Below are 15,197 nucleotides of genomic sequence, written 5' to 3' on the forward strand. Positions count from 1 at the left end.
TTGGTGTGGAACGGAAACCTAAAATAACTGTTGTTGGAAGCATTAATATGGATTTAGTTACGATTACTTCTCAAGTGCCGAAGAGTGGTGAGACGCTCTTTGGTGACCAGTTTCAAATGAATCCTGGGGGAAAAGGGGCAAATCAAGCTGTAGCTGCAGCCAGACTTGGAGCACATGTCCAAATGATTGGTTGTGTGGGTAATGACATATTTGGTAAGGATATTCTAGAACACCTACAAGATGAAGGTATCGATGTAAGCAATGTGGAACCGGTTACAGATGTAACTGGAACGGCTACAATTATTGTCTCAAATCAAGACAACAGTATTATTGTTGTACCTGCAGCTAATAGTCATGTGACAGCTTCGTTCGTTAATTCTAAACGAGATGTTATTGCTGACAGTGATATTCTTATCCTTCAGTTGGAAATACCATTGGAAGCTGTGCAAAAGGCGGTAGAAATTGCAAAAGAAAACGGAGTTACTGTCATTCTAAACCCTGCACCGATGCAAGAATTACCATCAGAGTTAATAAAGAATGTTAATTATCTTACCCCAAATGAACATGAACAGATGCTGTTGAAAAGAGAGAGAACGGAAGAAGAGTTAGAAGGAAAATTAATCGTCACTAAGGGAAGTCAGGGCGTTACTATTCTTGAAGCGACCAGGGATATAAATATTCCTGCTTATCCAATAAATGTAGTTGATACTACCGGCGCTGGAGATGCATTTAATGGTGGATTGGCCCTTGCATTAAGCAAAGGATTCACTTTAAGAGAGGCTTGTAAATACGGAAATGCAGTTGCGGCGTTATCAACGACCAAGCTGGGAGCACAAACAGGAATGCCTACTGGTGAAGAGGTCGCAGAGTTTATTAACAAGCGGGGGTGGTCAGACTAGAAAGAGTATCCCAAATGCCAATTCTGAAATCGCTTACTTATTATATTCTCAAGGAGGAAAATGAAATGACAAAAAGACCTATTATTATTGATACAGACCCTGGGATTGATGATGCAGTTGCCCTTGCAATAGCACTCTACAGTGAAGAATTAGATGTTCGTTTAATTACCACCGTTGCTGGAAATGTTGGACTTGATAAGGTAACGACTAACGCCTTAAGATTACTGAAATTTTTCAATAAAAATATACCCGTGGCCCTAGGAGCTGAAAGACCGCTTATCAAGGAACCTATAGATGCAAGTGATATACATGGATCTACGGGGATGGACGGATTTGATTTTGAAGAGCCAACAGAAGATCTTGTATTAAAAGAGAATGCCGTGAATGCAATGTATCGTGTCATTATGGAAAGTGAAGTACCCATCACAATAGTTCCTATTGGTCCATTAACGAATATTGCACTCTTATTAAAACTGTATCCAGAAGTGAAAGCAAATATTGCTGAAATTGTATTAATGGGAGGCTCCACAGCTCGAGGAAATGCAGGAGTGATGGCGGAATTTAATATTTTTGCCGATCCAGAAGCAGCAAAAATAGTGTTCCAAAGCAATCTGCCTATTGTTATGGTGGGACTCGATGTTGGATTGAAGGCTCTAGTGTACCCTGAAGATAGTGAGCAATTAAAAGATATGAATCAGACGGGTAGAATGATTTATCAATTATTCCAAAAATATAGAGGCGGAAGCATGAAAACAGGCTTGAAAATGTATGACAGCTGTGCAATTGCCTACCTACTAAAACCTGAAATGTTTCAAGTGACGGATACATTTGTTGATGTGGAGTTAAATGGTTCCATGACAACGGGTTGTACAGTGGTGGATTTCAAAGGATATCTAGGAAAGTCCAGTAATGCAAAAGTATGTGTAGATATCGATCCACAAATGTTTAAGCAATGGTTTATGGAAAGTTTGAAAAAATGTAATTAAAAGGTAGATCAGTATTTACAAGGGGGAAGTGAAATTATGGATTCGAATTTAGTAATGTACGCCTCTGCTATCGTTGCTGTATTAATCGTAATTTATATGTTAATTAAAAAAATGGATATAAAAATCACACTTTTCTTAATGGGTATAGTACTCATATTGATTAGTATGGGTATGGGAAAAGAGATAGCAGTTAAAGACTTTATATCAACGGGATCTATCTGGCTAGATCCGCTCCAGGTCATAGTCGTGCAGTTCAAACAAACTTTCGGTGCTGCAGGATTTATTATTCTCATGCTAGGCGGATACACAGCCTATATGTCTTCAATTGGTGCAAATGAAGTAACGGTGAATGCTCTAACGAAACCAATATCAAAAATCAAATCAGTGTATGTTTTAGTTCCTATCGTATTTTTATTAGGGAATGCACTTTCACTCGTTATTCCTAGTGCTTCAAATTTAGCAATCATATTACTTGCAACCTTATTTCCAATATTAAGAAAAACGGGTATGTCTGCTTTGACGGCCGGTGCTGTTATTGCTACTTCAGCAACTATAGTCCCAACTCCTTTAGGAAGCGACAATGTGGCGATAGCTGAAGAATTGGCAAAACATTCATCATTCGCAGGCTTAACTGTAACAGACTATGTATTTAACTATCATGCCTTAGTTTCAATACCAACGTTGATATTTATAGCTGTCGTTCATTACTTCTGGCAGAAGAGAATGGATAAAAAATCAAATCTACATTTACAAGCTGGAAACGAAGACAATGTTGAAGTAGGCAATGCCGAAGTAATCAGTGGGGGGAAGTTATATAAAACGGTATATGCGCTTCTTCCTATCTTCCCAATTATTCTTTTATTAGGTGCTTACGGTGTGCAACTTACTACAGGTAATTCAGTAGATATTAGTGTTGAGGTGGCAACATTAGTTTCGTTTGTCCTCGCTATAGTATGTGAGTTAATTAGACATAAGGGGAATAAGAACGTTCTAGAAAAGACGGAAGCCTTCTTTAAAGGAATGGGTGGAGCTGTTCCCATCGTGGCATTGTTAGTTGCTGCCTCCGTTTTTGTAACAGGTTTAAAGTCAATTGGCTTGGTTGACGAGCTTCAATCAGCGATGCAAAATATTCAAGGGAATGGGTTAGACTTTATTCTACCTCTTGTAATAGTAGCCTTGACTGCTCTTATAGTCATATTAAGCGGAAGTGGTACTGCTCTGATTTTTGCAATGGTGCCTTTAATCGTTCCATTAGCTGTAGCAGCTGGAATTAGCCCAATCGCGCTTTCTGTTCCTATGGGTCTATCAGGAAACCTATTCCGAGCTGTTTCTCCTGTAGCTGCAGTGGTGTTAATCGTTGCTGGAACAATTAAAGTCGATCCAATTGCCATTGTAAAAAGAACATCCGTACCTATGATTGCTGGTGTAGTATTTATGTTTATATTATCCATGATTATTTTCCTGTAAATCGTTTATAGACTACATCTTTTGTAGCAAACAAGATGATTGTGATGAAATCGCCGTACTTAAGATACTGAACTGACTTGACAATGATCATGTCAGTTTGGTATTTTTGTATTAGCAGTTAGCACTCATTGAATGTGAGTGCTAACGATGGTGAAAATTAGCCGACTGCGAGGAGGGAAAGATATGTTAACCGAACGCCAAAGAATGATACTCAATGCCATAGTTGACGATTATATCCGATCTGCCGAGCCCGTCGGTTCTCGTAGCATTTCCAAGCGAGGAGACGTTGGTTATAGCCCAGCTACGATTCGTAATGAAATGGCTGACCTGGAGGAATTAGGATTTCTAGAACAACCTCATACCTCCGCGGGGAGAATACCTTCCCATAAAGGTTACCGTTACTATGTGGATCATATGGCTCCATGGAATTCACTTAAGCCTGCTGAGCTAGAAACGATGCGCACATTTTTTGCCGAGAAATTAAATGCTATGGAACAAGTGATTCAACAATCTGCAATGATTCTTTCCCATATGACGAACTATACCTCGATTCTTCTTGGCCCGGAAGTGTTTCATACATCATTGCGTCATTTTCAATTGCTTCCGATCAATGAGACTACAGCAGTTGCAATTATTGTAACTAGTACAGGTCAAGTAGAGAACAAGACGGTAAAAATTCCTCAGGGAGTTTCTGTTTCAGAAATGGAGAGAGTGGTAAATTTGCTTAATAGCAAATTAATCAACGTTCCTCTCTATAAGTTGAAATCTCGTCTGTACTCGGAGATCAGTCAGGAATTGGAACGTCATACTTCGCACTATGAGGAGTTGCTCCTCGTGCTTGATTCTGTGCTTGATAATGATAATGAGCAGCGCGTATACCTAAGCGGTACAACGAATATGCTGACTCAACCCGAGTTCAAAGATGTAGATAAAGTGAAGACCATTCTAGATTTACTTGAAGAAACACCCACATTAATGAAAATGATGTCGCCTACCTTAGGAGACGGGGGTATTCACGTCCGAATCGGTACTGAGAATGATCATGAAGCTTTTGCTAACTGTAGCTTGATTACTGCGACATATTCTCTGGAAGGCGAGGCTTTAGGAACCATTGGAATTCTAGGGCCGACGCGCATGGATTATGCAAGAGTCATGAATATTCTTGGGATACTCTCCAAAGATTTAACGACATTATTGTCACATTGGTATAAATAGGGAGTGAAAACAATGAGCCAAGGACAGCAGCCAGTTCGCGAAGGTGAGGAGCGTTATGCTACCTTGCTTAACAACAGCAACGCAGTCCGTGCCATTACTTCTGCGGTGGAAGGCACACTCGGTCCTAAAGGACTGGATGTTATGCTAGTAGGAGCCCGAGGAGAAGTTATTATTACCAATGACGGAGTCACGATTTTGGACAAAATAGATGTAAGCCATCCTGCAGCAAGCTTGCTTATTCAAGTGGCAAGATCACAGCAAAGGAAGGTGGGCGATGGGACAACCACAGCCACGGTATTAGCTGGAGCGCTAGTGCAAGAAGGTGTAGCACAGATCGTGAAGGGCGTACCCGCATCTAAAGTAGTCACAGGCATGCTTCAAGGCATTACATTCGCGATTGAATCATTATATCGCCGTGTTCATGTTATTTCAGGACTTGAAGATCCTTTGTTAGAGAAGACGGCTTATGTTGCGGGTCGTGAACGCAGTGATATTGTCGATCTGGTTATGAAGGCTGCTGTTAAGATAGGAATCCCAAAGCTTACGGATCCGACATTTGTTCTTGCTGATTCTGTCGTGGCTATTGAGAAGGCTGATCATGAAGTTTTTGAAGGTATTCTATTACGACAAAAGCCGATCCATGTTCATGGAAAGTCAGCATTAGAGGTTACTCGAATATTGGTACTTCATGATGCGCTTGAACCCGAATTATTGGACGACGAAGTGCTGACTACCGAAGCTGGCTTTGCTCGCTTTATGGAGCTGCGTGAACAATTCGGTAGGGAACTATTACGGTTATCAGAGCTTGGTGTAGGACTGATTTTGCTGGAGCGTGGAATTCATCCAGACGCGGAGCAGTTCTGCTTAGATCACGAAATGATGGTCATTCAACGCGTAGGACGCCATGAGCTGGGTAGGATATGCGAGATGACAGGCGCAGTTCCACTTCGTCGTACTGCGTTACATAAGGATTGTGAACAACTTGAGCGTCTATTAGGTTGTTCTCCTCGGGTTGCCTATGACGAAGAACTGCAGCGTGTTCGTATACACAGTGATGGAACAAGTCATGAACCCGTGGTTACAATCATTGTCGGAGCTAGCACGGCCGAAATAGTTGGAGAATCAGCACGTATTACAGGAGATGCTGCTTCAGCTGTTCAGGCAGCTTTAGCTGGTGGTGTATTGCCTGGTGGAGGAACAGTGGAACTTGCTGTATCCTATGAGTTAGAACGTCGCAGAGAGGCAGTCAAAGGCATGGAAGCTTTCGGAATCGCAGCTGTTGCAGCAGCATTACGTAAACCTATGTCGCAAATCCTGTTGAATGCTGGATATAACCCTCTGGAGAAAGTAGAAGAAGCACGAGCTGCACAACATACAGAGGATTGTGATAGTATGGGCATGGACTGTGATTCAGGTCTTGTCATTAATTATGTGACAGAAGGTATTGTGGATCCGGCACCCGTCAAGATCCACGGTCTGAAGGCAGCAGGTGAAGTGGCTGCAGCAATACTTCGTATTCATAACGTGATTAAAATGAGGGAAGAGGATGAACGGATGAATGAAGATTAACAGCCGAACATGTTCTCCAAGACCTCATATTAAATAATCATTTTATATTAAGCTAGTAGTATAAGGAGGTAAAGACATCTTGAAAGATGAACAACAGCAGGAAATGAACGAAATTGTAGAAGAAACGGTTACACAGGCTACAGAAGCGAATGTTGAACAAATGGAGTCTTCACTAGATCAGGACGCATCTTCTCTAGAGGCTGAAGTTACAAGACTTCAAGGACTTGCAGATGAGAATCAACAACGACTTCTTCGTACTCAGGCGGATTTTGATAACTATCGCAAACGTACACAAAAAGAGAAAGAAGACTTTGCTAAATACGCATCAACCCAGATCATAAACGGTTTATTGCCTGTTATTGATAATTTTGAGCGTGCCATTGCAACCGCTGGAGATGATACAAATTTTGAGTCTTTCTCCAAAGGCGTGAGTATGATCTTCCGTCAATTGGAAGGCGTATTGCAAGCTGAAGGATTGAGTGCAATGGAAACCGTAGGTCAAGCTTTTAATCCTGAATTTCATCAAGCTATTATGCAAGTGGAAAGTGAAGAATATCCTGAAGGTACAATTGTTGAAGAAGTACAAAAAGGATATATGTTAAAAGATAAAGTGCTTCGCCCAGCGATGGTTAAAACAAGCGTATAGCTGTTTGAATAACTTAAAAAATTAAATTTTGTCCATAATTTAAGGAGGAATTATCCGATGAGTAAAGTAATTGGTATTGACTTAGGAACAACAAACTCTTGTGTGGCTGTAATGGAAGGCGGCGAAGCCGTAGTTATTCCAAACCCTGAAGGCGCACGTACAACCCCATCCATTGTAGGTTTTAAGAAAGATGGTGAACGTCTAGTTGGTGAAACAGCAAAGCGTCAATCCATTACGAATCCAGACCGTACAGTAATGTCAATCAAACGTCATATCGGTACGTCCCATAAAGAAAATATTGATGGCAAAGATTATTCATCCCAAGAAATTTCTGCTATTATCTTGCAAAAATTGAAAGCTGATGCAGAAGCATATCTAGGTCAATCGGTAACGCAAGCAGTTATTACGGTTCCAGCTTATTTCAATGATAGCCAACGTCAAGCAACTAAGGATGCAGGTAAAATTGCAGGACTAGAAGTTCTACGTATTGTGAATGAGCCAACGGCAGCTGCTTTAGCTTACGGTCTTGAAAAAACGGAAGATCAGACGATCCTTGTATATGACCTTGGTGGTGGTACATTTGACGTATCTATCCTTGAATTGGGTGACGGATTCTTCGAAGTAAAAGCAACAAGTGGAGATAACCGCTTAGGTGGAGATGATTTCGACCAACTTGTTATTGATTACCTCGTAAGTGAATTCAAGAAAGATCAAGGTATTGACCTTAGCAAAGATAAGTCTGCGGTTCAACGTCTGAAAGATGCTGCAGAAAAAGCGAAAAAGGAATTGTCCGGTGTATTGACAACGACTATTTCCTTGCCGTTCATTACTGTTGTTGACGGAGTACCACAGCATTTAGAGCTTAACTTAACTCGTGCTAAATTTGATGAACTAACAAATTCTTTAGTTGAACGTACACTTGGACCTACTCGTCAAGCGCTTAGTGATGCAGGTATGACTCCTAATGATATCGACAAAATCGTACTTGTTGGTGGATCTACTCGTATTCCTGCAGTTCAAGATGCGATTAAGAAATTGACAGGTAAAGATCCTCATAAAGGCGTTAACCCTGATGAAGTGGTTGCTCTTGGTGCAGCGGTACAAGCTGGTGTCTTAACGGGTGAAGTTAAGGATGTCGTTCTACTGGATGTAACGCCATTGTCTCTTGGTATTGAAACTGCTGGTGGTGTATTTACGAAGATGATCGAGCGTAACACTACGATCCCTACTAGTAAATCACAAATATTCTCCACATACGCTGATAATCAACCAAGCGTTGAGATTCATGTGTTGCAAGGTGAACGCCAAATGGCAGCAGGTAACAAAACACTTGGACGTTTCATGCTTGGAGATATTCCTCCAGCACAACGTGGTATTCCACAAATCGAAGTTACTTTTGATATCGATGCGAACGGGATTGTTAACGTATCTGCAACAGATAAAGGTACAAACAAGAGTCAAAAAATTACGATTACATCTTCAAGCGGCTTGAGTGATGAAGAAGTTGAACGCATGATGCAGGATGCTGAAGCACACGCCGATGAAGATCGTCAACGTAAAGAATTGATTGAAGCAAAGAATAATGCTGACCAACTGGTATACTCTACAGATAAAGTCATCAAAGACCTAGGCGACAAGGTAGACGAAGCTGAAGTTGAAAAAGCTAATGCAGCTAAAGAGAAAGTAACAGCTGCACTAGAAAGTGACAATCTTGAAGAAATCACCAAAGCGACAGAAGAACTAACAGAGATCGTACAACAATTATCTATGAAGCTGTATGAGCAAGCTGCTGCTGATGCTCAACAAGGTGAAGGTGCTGCTGAAGGCGATGCTGGAGCGGGCGCTAAAAAAGATAAAGTCGTTGATGCAGATTACGAAGTTGTTGACGAAGATAACAAACAAGGGTAACCTATAAAGAATGAAATAAAGGCGAATCTTCATATTCTTGATTTTGATTTTCTTTAGGAATCAGAACTTGGGTGCGCAAAACTTTAGTTCAATCTATATAATATAGAGTTTCCTTCATGAGTTGAGGGGAGAACAGGGAAGGTCAAAGCCGGGGCATCCCGTGCTTTGACTTTCCTTTTGTCCCAAGGTTTAGGTATCTATCTATATTAGAATATTAGTATATTATTGAAGGTTAGTGGGGGTGGAAGAGTGGCTGAGAAGCGCGATTATTACGAGGTACTGAGCGTTGGTAGAGACGCTTCAGATGAAGATATCAAGAAAGCTTATCGCAAATTGGCTCGCCAATATCACCCAGATGTTAATAAAGCAGATGATGCTGAGGCCAAGTTCAAGGAAGTAAAAGAAGCTTATGATGTGTTGAGTGATGGTCAGAAGAGAGCAGGATATGACCAATATGGACACGTAGATCCGAATCAAGGTGGCGGTGGATTCTCTGGCGACTTTGGCGGAGGAGGCATGGGTGATATCTTTGATATGTTCTTCGGTGGCGGTGGCGGACGTCGTGATCCTAACGCACCGCAACGAGGGAACGATCTACAATATACGATGACTATTGAATTCAAGGAAGCTGTATTCGGTAAAGAAAGTGATATTACGATTCCGCGTACAGAAACTTGTGATACCTGTCATGGTTCTGGTGCTAAGGCAGGAACGAAGCCTCACACATGTTCTGTGTGTAATGGTAGTGGACAACAAGAAGTCGTGCAGAATACACCATTCGGTAGAATGGTGAATCGTCGTGCATGTTCCAATTGCAGTGGTACAGGTCAAATTATTAAAGATCGCTGTACAACTTGTTCAGGGCAAGGAAAAGTTAAGAAGCAGCGCAAAATTCATGTCAAAATTCCAGCTGGTGTGGATGAAGGCGCGCAATTGCGCATGACTGGTGAAGGTGAAAGTGGGCTTCGTGGAGGACCGTCAGGCGATCTGTATATCGTTATTCGTGTGAAAGCTCACGAATTCTTCGAGCGTGAAGGAGACGATATTTATTGTGAGATTCCATTAACCTTTGCTCAAGCTGCTCTCGGTGATGAGATTGAAATTCCAACCTTATCCGATAAGGTTAAGCTTAAAATTCCAGCGGGTACACAAACAGGAACGTTCTTCCGTCTGAAAGGAAGAGGAGTACCTCGTTTGCGGGGGATCGGACAAGGGGATCAGCATGTCAAAGTCGTGATCGTTACACCAAGTAATTTGAGCGATGAACAAAAGGATCTACTACGTCAGATTGCTTCGCTAGATGGTGAGAAGACCCATGAGAATGAACAATCTTTTTTTGATCGTGTAAAAAAAGCATTCCGTGGTGATTGATAGATAGAACGCTAAACTAGATTATAAATTACGAATCAGAAAGTCCGGCCATAAAGGTCGGACTTTTTGGTGTGTCATGAAGCATAAAAAAATGCTGTGGCGGCAACCTACTAGTAGGTCGGAGGCAGTTGAAGAAATAAATCCAATGAAGAGTGGGTGGATTTGAATATGATGGAGAAGAATATATTAGCTTATTTCAAAAGTCCTGAACAGGCAGACGGTGTAGCTAGAAAACTTCAATCTTTACGTATTGTAGATATGTCCATTGATCGTTTCGGAGATGCAGGTACTGCAACAGCAACTACTATTACAAGCGAATGGAGTAATGGGGGATATGATGATGTTACAAAGGGATATGATATTCTGTTGACCCTCGTTCTTGAAGAGTCATCTTTAGAACCGGCTAAACGCATTATTGAGGAAGCTGGGGGAATGATATAATCGTTACATTACTAATTGGAGAGGGTGTTTAGGATGACTCGAAAAGAACGTAAGAATCACATTATGACGAAGACAGAGAAGACAATAGAACTCATGTCCTCTAAACTAGAGGATGTAGAATTCTCAGCTCTATCGGCTGATAAAGATGACGTGGAGGCTCTAGTTCGTAGTGAAGAAGCGGATGGACGTCAGCTAAGAAGGATGGAATCTAAATAAGTGAATTCTAAGGTGAAATTGAACACGGCTATGACATCCATATGAGGATGTCATAGCCGTTTTTTATACAGTCGTTAAAATTTTGTACACAGGTCATCATGTATAGTACAATAATACGTATGCAATGTTACAGAGAGGAAGAAAACACATAATGTTATGGCATGAATTTACGATACATACCACGGAGGAATCGATTGAGATGATTTCCAATTTCCTGCATGAAGCAGGAGCAGGTGGCGTATCTATTGAAGAGTCTGGAACACTAAATAAAGTTAGGGATACCAAATATGGTGAGCTGTATGACAAGCCACTAAACGACATTCCAGAAGGGCAAGCCGATATCAAAGGCTATTTCTATGAAGAGACAGGTATTGAAGAGGTTGTTACATCGGTGAAGCAACGGATTGAGGAACTTAGTCAGTATGGTATAGATACGGGCGAAGTTCGTTACGAAGTTAGAATCGTGAACGAAGATGAATGGGCCAACCAGTGGAAGCAATATTTCAAACCCCTACGTGTAACGGATAAACTTACAATTAAGCCTACTTGGGAAGACTATACGCCCGAACCTGGAGAGCAATTAATTCATCTAGATCCAGGGATGGCTTTTGGCACAGGAACGCATCCGACAACGTCGCTTTGTTTGCGTACATTAGAAAGTGTGATTCAAGGCGGAGAAGAGATCATAGACGTGGGTACAGGCTCTGGGATATTGGCTATAGGTGCGATCTTGCTAGGGGCCAAGCATGTATTGGCAGTTGATCTAGACCCTGTTGCTGTAGATAGTGCTAGAGAAAATACGGCTTTAAATGAGTTGACTGAGAACATAACGATTAAAGAAAGTGATCTACTCTCTGTGTTTACTAAGCAGGGACAGAACTTAGGAGTCACATTACCAGTAAATATCGTTGTAGCAAATATTTTGGCGGAGATTATTTTAATGCTTATTGATGATGTATACCAAGTGCTAGAGCCAGGAGGGATATTCATTACCTCTGGAATCTATAGCAATAAAGAAGAGGTAGTGCGAGAGGCACTTATTAGCTCTAATTTTGAAGTGATGTCTGTGAATCGCGAGGAAGAATGGATCGCCTTTGTGGCAAGAAAGAGGTAACTAATGGATTTTCTGAACCAAATACTTATATTTCCCATCGATAAAATGCCGTTTTATTTGATGGCTATCATCATTGCTTTTACAGTGCATGAGTTCTCTCACGCATACTTTGCGAATAAATTTGGTGATCCAACGGCTAAGTTATTGGGCCGTGTCACTTTGAACCCTACCGTGCACTTTGATTTCTTCGGTATCGTTCTATTACTAATTGCCGGATTTGGATGGGCGAGACCCGTTCCAGTGAATCGTGACAATTTCAGTAAGCCGCGTTTAATGGGGATCATTGTATCCGCTGCAGGACCTATAAGCAATTTCTTGTTAGGGGTACTGGGTTCTCTCATTTATGTATCGCTCGTTCAGTTTGGTGTATTTGATGCGATCACGAATGCGAAATTAGCAGAGGCCTTGTACACATTCTTACAACTATTTATTCTAATGAATTTTGTACTGTTTCTATTTAATTTGATTCCATTGCCTCCACTGGATGGATACCGTATTCTTGAAGATATCGTACCGCCACAGGCTAGAATGACGTTGAAGAAGTTCGAGCAGTGGTCCGTGTTTATCTTTTTGTTGATCGTGTTTATTCCCCAGCTTCGTGCCTATACGATTTCACCGCTATATAGAGCGGCACAAGGGTTATACGAAAGTTTCGGTCATATGTTCACGATGATGCTTGGTCATTGAATCATGTTATGGATAGGATGCTGATATAAGATGCAACGATATTTCGTGCAACCAGAACAGTTTAAAGAGGATATAGTGGATATTACAGGTGAGGATGCGCGTCATATCTCTAAAGTGATGCGAGGTAAGCCTGGTGATAAGTTCATTGTTAGCGATGGTCATGCTCGTGAAGCGCTGGTTGAAATAGATGTAATTGAACAGGGACTAATAACAACCCATGTGGTTGAGATTCTTGCAATGACTCATGAAGCACATGTGAAAGTTACGATCGCGCAAAGCCTGCCTAAAGGCGACAAGATGGAAACAGTGATTCAAAAGTGTACCGAGATTGGGGCGGTTTCCTTTGTACCGTTCCTATCTGAACGTACGATTGTGCAATATGATGCGAAGAAAGAAGAGAAACGAGTTGAGCGGTGGCGGAAGATTGCCAAGGAAGCGGCAGAGCAAAGTCATCGTAACATTATTCCTGAATTGGAGTCACCGCTCACATGGAAACAGCTATTGAATACATTTACTCAGTATGATGCTATCTATTTTTGTTATGAGAAAGAACATGGTTTACAGTTACGTGATGCCGTAAAGCCTTTCGTAGAAGCTAAGGACGCAGGCACTAACTCTACAATTCTCGTTATCGTAGGTCCAGAGGGTGGATTTAGTGAAGAGGAATGCCGTAAAGCTGAGGAGGCTGGAGCTACTAGTATAGGGCTAGGACGCCGTATTTTACGATGTGAAACCGCGGGAATGGTCGCCCTTTCCTGTATATTATATGAATCTGGTGAAATGGGAGGAGTTTGAGATATGCCATCCATAGCTTTTTATACTTTGGGGTGCAAAGTTAACTTTTATGATACGGAGGCCATTTGGCAGCTATTCAAGAATGAAGGTTATCAACAGGTGGATTATGAGCAAACAGCCGATGTTTACTTAATTAATACATGTACCGTTACAAATACAGGGGATAAGAAGAGTCGGCAAATTATTCGTCGTGCGGTTCGCCGTAATCCGAATGCAATTATTGCCGTTACAGGATGTTATGCTCAGACTTCTCCTGCAGAGATCATGGACATTGAGGGTGTAGATCTAGTTATTGGTACACAGGATCGAGATAAGATTCTACCTTACGTTAAACAACTACAACAATCACGGGAACCGATCAATGCGGTGCGAAACGTGATGAAGAATCGTGTGTTTGAAGAAATGGATGTGCCTGAATTTACTGACCGTACACGGGCTTTTCTCAAAATTCAAGATGGTTGTAATAACTTCTGTACGTTTTGTATCATACCATGGTCACGTGGGCTATCGAGAAGCCGTGATGCGAAAAGTATTATTACGCAGGCTCATCAGCTAGTTGAAGCGGGTTACAAGGAAATGGTCCTGACAGGAATTCATACGGGTGGTTACGGAGATGATTTAGACAATTATGATCTCTCTGATTTATTATGGGACTTAGATAAGGTAGACGGACTAGAGCGGATTCGCATTAGTTCTATCGAAGCCAGTCAAATCGATGACAAGATGCTTGATGTTCTTAATCGTTCATCCAAAATGTGTCGTCATCTTCACATTCCTCTTCAAGCAGGGGATGATACGGTGTTGAAGCGGATGAGACGGAAATACACGATAGAGCAATTTTATAATAAAATGGGTCTTATTCGCCAAGCTATGCCAGATGTAGGAATTACCACAGATGTTATTGTAGGATTCCCGGGTGAAACGGATGAAATGTTCCGTAACGGATATGATCTGATGAAACAAATCCAGTTCTCCGAAATGCATGTATTCCCTTATTCCAAACGAACGGGAACACCAGCAGCGCGCATGGAAGATCAAGTGGATGAAGAGGTGAAGCATGCGCGTGTTCATGATCTAATCGATTTATCTGAAGAAATGCAGCTTGCTTATGCGAAGAGATTTGTAGGACAAGTGCTTGACGTCATTCCAGAAGGTATTGGCAAGGTGGATGAGGGAACAGGCAAACTACATGGTTTCAGTGATAACTACTTACAAGTATTGTTTAATGGACCCGAGGATTTACATCGTAAAATATGTCGTGTTCAAATTACTGAGGCTGGTGTCAATGAATGTAAAGGTAAATTGATTAATGTGCTAGAACCTAGTCTAGAGGGCACACTTAGCTAGAATACTAGATACAAGGATTTCACCTCCAGTAGGTAGGAGGTGAAATCCTTGTTGTTGCTCATAGCGCTGAAATCTAAATCATTAGGGAGGGACCCGTCAATGGCAAAAAAAGAAATATCAGCAGGTGGCGTTGTATATCGTAAAGAGAATGGGGAGTTACATATTCAACTTATACTAGATCGCTATGGGAAAATCTCCTTAGCGAAAGGTAAAATGGAGCCAGGAGAAACGATCGAGCAGACAGCTCTTCGTGAAATTGAAGAAGAGACAGGCGTCATTGGTGAAATCATCTCCCCTGTGGATATTATTGCTTATACGTATTACAACTCGGTTCATGGTGAAGTGGACAAAGAAGTGCATTATTATCTAGTAGAAGCTAAGGCGGGGCAACTGAAACCGCAAATAGAAGAAATTAATGAGGTGGCTTGGTATGATCCTCACGAGGCTTGGAGCCGGCAACAACAAGGTGGCTATGATAATAACAATAGAATCTTACACAAGGCTCTTACTTTGTTAGAAGTGGACTTATAGATCAT

The 15,197-nt window shown here is 41.5% G+C and carries 15 protein-coding genes; all 15 read left to right on the top strand.

Annotated features, from left to right (window positions below):
• The first annotated feature begins 5 nt into the window (after positions 1-5).
• The 15 genes from rbsK to UB51_RS03320 all read left to right on the top strand — a co-directional run bounded on the left by rbsK (position 6) and on the right by UB51_RS03320 (position 15,192).
• On the top strand, positions 6-899 hold the full coding sequence (gene rbsK, locus UB51_RS03250) for a ribokinase (RefSeq protein WP_082063010.1): 894 nt from the start codon (positions 6-8) through the stop codon (positions 897-899).
• Positions 900-964: 65 nt separating this feature from the next.
• A complete protein-coding gene (rihC, locus tag UB51_RS03255) occupies positions 965-1,885 on the top strand; it encodes a ribonucleoside hydrolase RihC (RefSeq protein WP_044876055.1) in 921 nt (306 codons plus the stop codon).
• A gap of 36 nt (positions 1,886-1,921) precedes the next feature.
• Entirely contained in the window at positions 1,922-3,352 is a 1,431-nt protein-coding gene (gene dcuC / locus UB51_RS03260) for a C4-dicarboxylate transporter DcuC (protein ID WP_044876056.1), read from the top strand.
• Positions 3,353-3,535: 183 nt separating this feature from the next.
• Positions 3,536-4,567: a heat-inducible transcriptional repressor HrcA gene (gene hrcA / locus UB51_RS03265; protein WP_044876057.1), complete on the top strand. Its 1,032-nt coding sequence runs from the start codon at positions 3,536-3,538 to the stop codon at positions 4,565-4,567.
• A 12-nt stretch (positions 4,568-4,579) separates the two neighbouring features.
• Positions 4,580-6,136 carry a TCP-1/cpn60 chaperonin family protein gene (locus UB51_RS03270; RefSeq protein ID WP_044876058.1) on the top strand — a complete coding sequence of 519 codons (1,557 nt, stop codon included), beginning with the start codon at positions 4,580-4,582 and terminating at the stop codon, positions 6,134-6,136.
• Between the two features lie 79 nt (positions 6,137-6,215).
• Positions 6,216-6,782, top strand: coding sequence for a nucleotide exchange factor GrpE (gene grpE, locus UB51_RS03275; RefSeq protein WP_044876059.1), 567 nt, complete (start codon positions 6,216-6,218; stop codon positions 6,780-6,782).
• Between the two features lie 57 nt (positions 6,783-6,839).
• The gene (dnaK, locus tag UB51_RS03280; protein ID WP_044876060.1) at positions 6,840-8,690 is read left to right on the top strand and encodes a molecular chaperone DnaK; all 1,851 of its coding nucleotides are present in this window, start codon (positions 6,840-6,842) and stop codon (positions 8,688-8,690) included.
• Between the two features lie 249 nt (positions 8,691-8,939).
• On the top strand, positions 8,940-10,061 hold the full coding sequence (gene dnaJ / locus UB51_RS03285; protein ID WP_044876061.1) for a molecular chaperone DnaJ: 1,122 nt from the start codon (positions 8,940-8,942) through the stop codon (positions 10,059-10,061).
• Positions 10,062-10,229: 168 nt separating this feature from the next.
• Complete coding sequence (locus UB51_RS03290; RefSeq protein WP_044876062.1) at positions 10,230-10,502, top strand: hypothetical protein; 273 nt, start codon at positions 10,230-10,232, stop codon at positions 10,500-10,502.
• Positions 10,503-10,535: 33 nt separating this feature from the next.
• Positions 10,536-10,718 carry a YfhD family protein gene (locus UB51_RS03295; RefSeq protein ID WP_044876063.1) on the top strand — a complete coding sequence of 61 codons (183 nt, stop codon included), beginning with the start codon at positions 10,536-10,538 and terminating at the stop codon, positions 10,716-10,718.
• 151 nt (positions 10,719-10,869) lie between these two features.
• Positions 10,870-11,832: a 50S ribosomal protein L11 methyltransferase gene (prmA, locus tag UB51_RS03300; protein ID WP_044876064.1), complete on the top strand. Its 963-nt coding sequence runs from the start codon at positions 10,870-10,872 to the stop codon at positions 11,830-11,832.
• Between the two features lie 3 nt (positions 11,833-11,835).
• A complete protein-coding gene (locus tag UB51_RS03305) occupies positions 11,836-12,519 on the top strand; it encodes a site-2 protease family protein (protein WP_044876065.1) in 684 nt (227 codons plus the stop codon).
• Between the two features lie 30 nt (positions 12,520-12,549).
• Positions 12,550-13,314 carry a 16S rRNA (uracil(1498)-N(3))-methyltransferase gene (locus tag UB51_RS03310; protein WP_044876066.1) on the top strand — a complete coding sequence of 255 codons (765 nt, stop codon included), beginning with the start codon at positions 12,550-12,552 and terminating at the stop codon, positions 13,312-13,314.
• A 3-nt stretch (positions 13,315-13,317) separates the two neighbouring features.
• Complete coding sequence (mtaB, locus tag UB51_RS03315) at positions 13,318-14,661, top strand: tRNA (N(6)-L-threonylcarbamoyladenosine(37)-C(2))-methylthiotransferase MtaB (RefSeq protein WP_044876067.1); 1,344 nt, start codon at positions 13,318-13,320, stop codon at positions 14,659-14,661.
• A 99-nt stretch (positions 14,662-14,760) separates the two neighbouring features.
• Positions 14,761-15,192 (top strand): NUDIX hydrolase, encoded by a 432-nt coding sequence (locus UB51_RS03320; protein ID WP_044876068.1) that lies wholly within the window; start codon positions 14,761-14,763, stop codon positions 15,190-15,192.
• Positions 15,193-15,197 lie beyond the last annotated feature (5 nt).

The sequence above is a fragment of the Paenibacillus sp. IHBB 10380 genome (assembly GCF_000949425.1).
GTDB lineage: Bacteria > Bacillota > Bacilli > Paenibacillales > Paenibacillaceae > Paenibacillus_AQ.

Bases quoted from the DNA above. Each gene is read 5' to 3' on its own strand.
- rihC (WP_044876055.1), top strand. From the start codon at position 965: ATGACAAAAAGACCTATTATTATTGATACAGACCCTGGGATTGATGAT.
- dcuC (WP_044876056.1), top strand. From the start codon at position 1,922: ATGGATTCGAATTTAGTAATGTACGCCTCTGCTATCGTTGCTGTATTA.
- hrcA (WP_044876057.1), top strand. From the start codon at position 3,536: ATGTTAACCGAACGCCAAAGAATGATACTCAATGCCATAGTTGACGAT.
- UB51_RS03270 (WP_044876058.1), top strand. From the start codon at position 4,580: ATGAGCCAAGGACAGCAGCCAGTTCGCGAAGGTGAGGAGCGTTATGCT.
- dnaK (WP_044876060.1), top strand. From the start codon at position 6,840: ATGAGTAAAGTAATTGGTATTGACTTAGGAACAACAAACTCTTGTGTG.
- UB51_RS03290 (WP_044876062.1), top strand. From the start codon at position 10,230: ATGATGGAGAAGAATATATTAGCTTATTTCAAAAGTCCTGAACAGGCA.
- UB51_RS03295 (WP_044876063.1), top strand. From the start codon at position 10,536: ATGACTCGAAAAGAACGTAAGAATCACATTATGACGAAGACAGAGAAG.
- prmA (WP_044876064.1), top strand. From the start codon at position 10,870: ATGTTATGGCATGAATTTACGATACATACCACGGAGGAATCGATTGAG.
- UB51_RS03305 (WP_044876065.1), top strand. From the start codon at position 11,836: ATGGATTTTCTGAACCAAATACTTATATTTCCCATCGATAAAATGCCG.
- UB51_RS03310 (WP_044876066.1), top strand. From the start codon at position 12,550: ATGCAACGATATTTCGTGCAACCAGAACAGTTTAAAGAGGATATAGTG.
- mtaB (WP_044876067.1), top strand. From the start codon at position 13,318: ATGCCATCCATAGCTTTTTATACTTTGGGGTGCAAAGTTAACTTTTAT.
- UB51_RS03320 (WP_044876068.1), top strand. From the start codon at position 14,761: ATGGCAAAAAAAGAAATATCAGCAGGTGGCGTTGTATATCGTAAAGAG.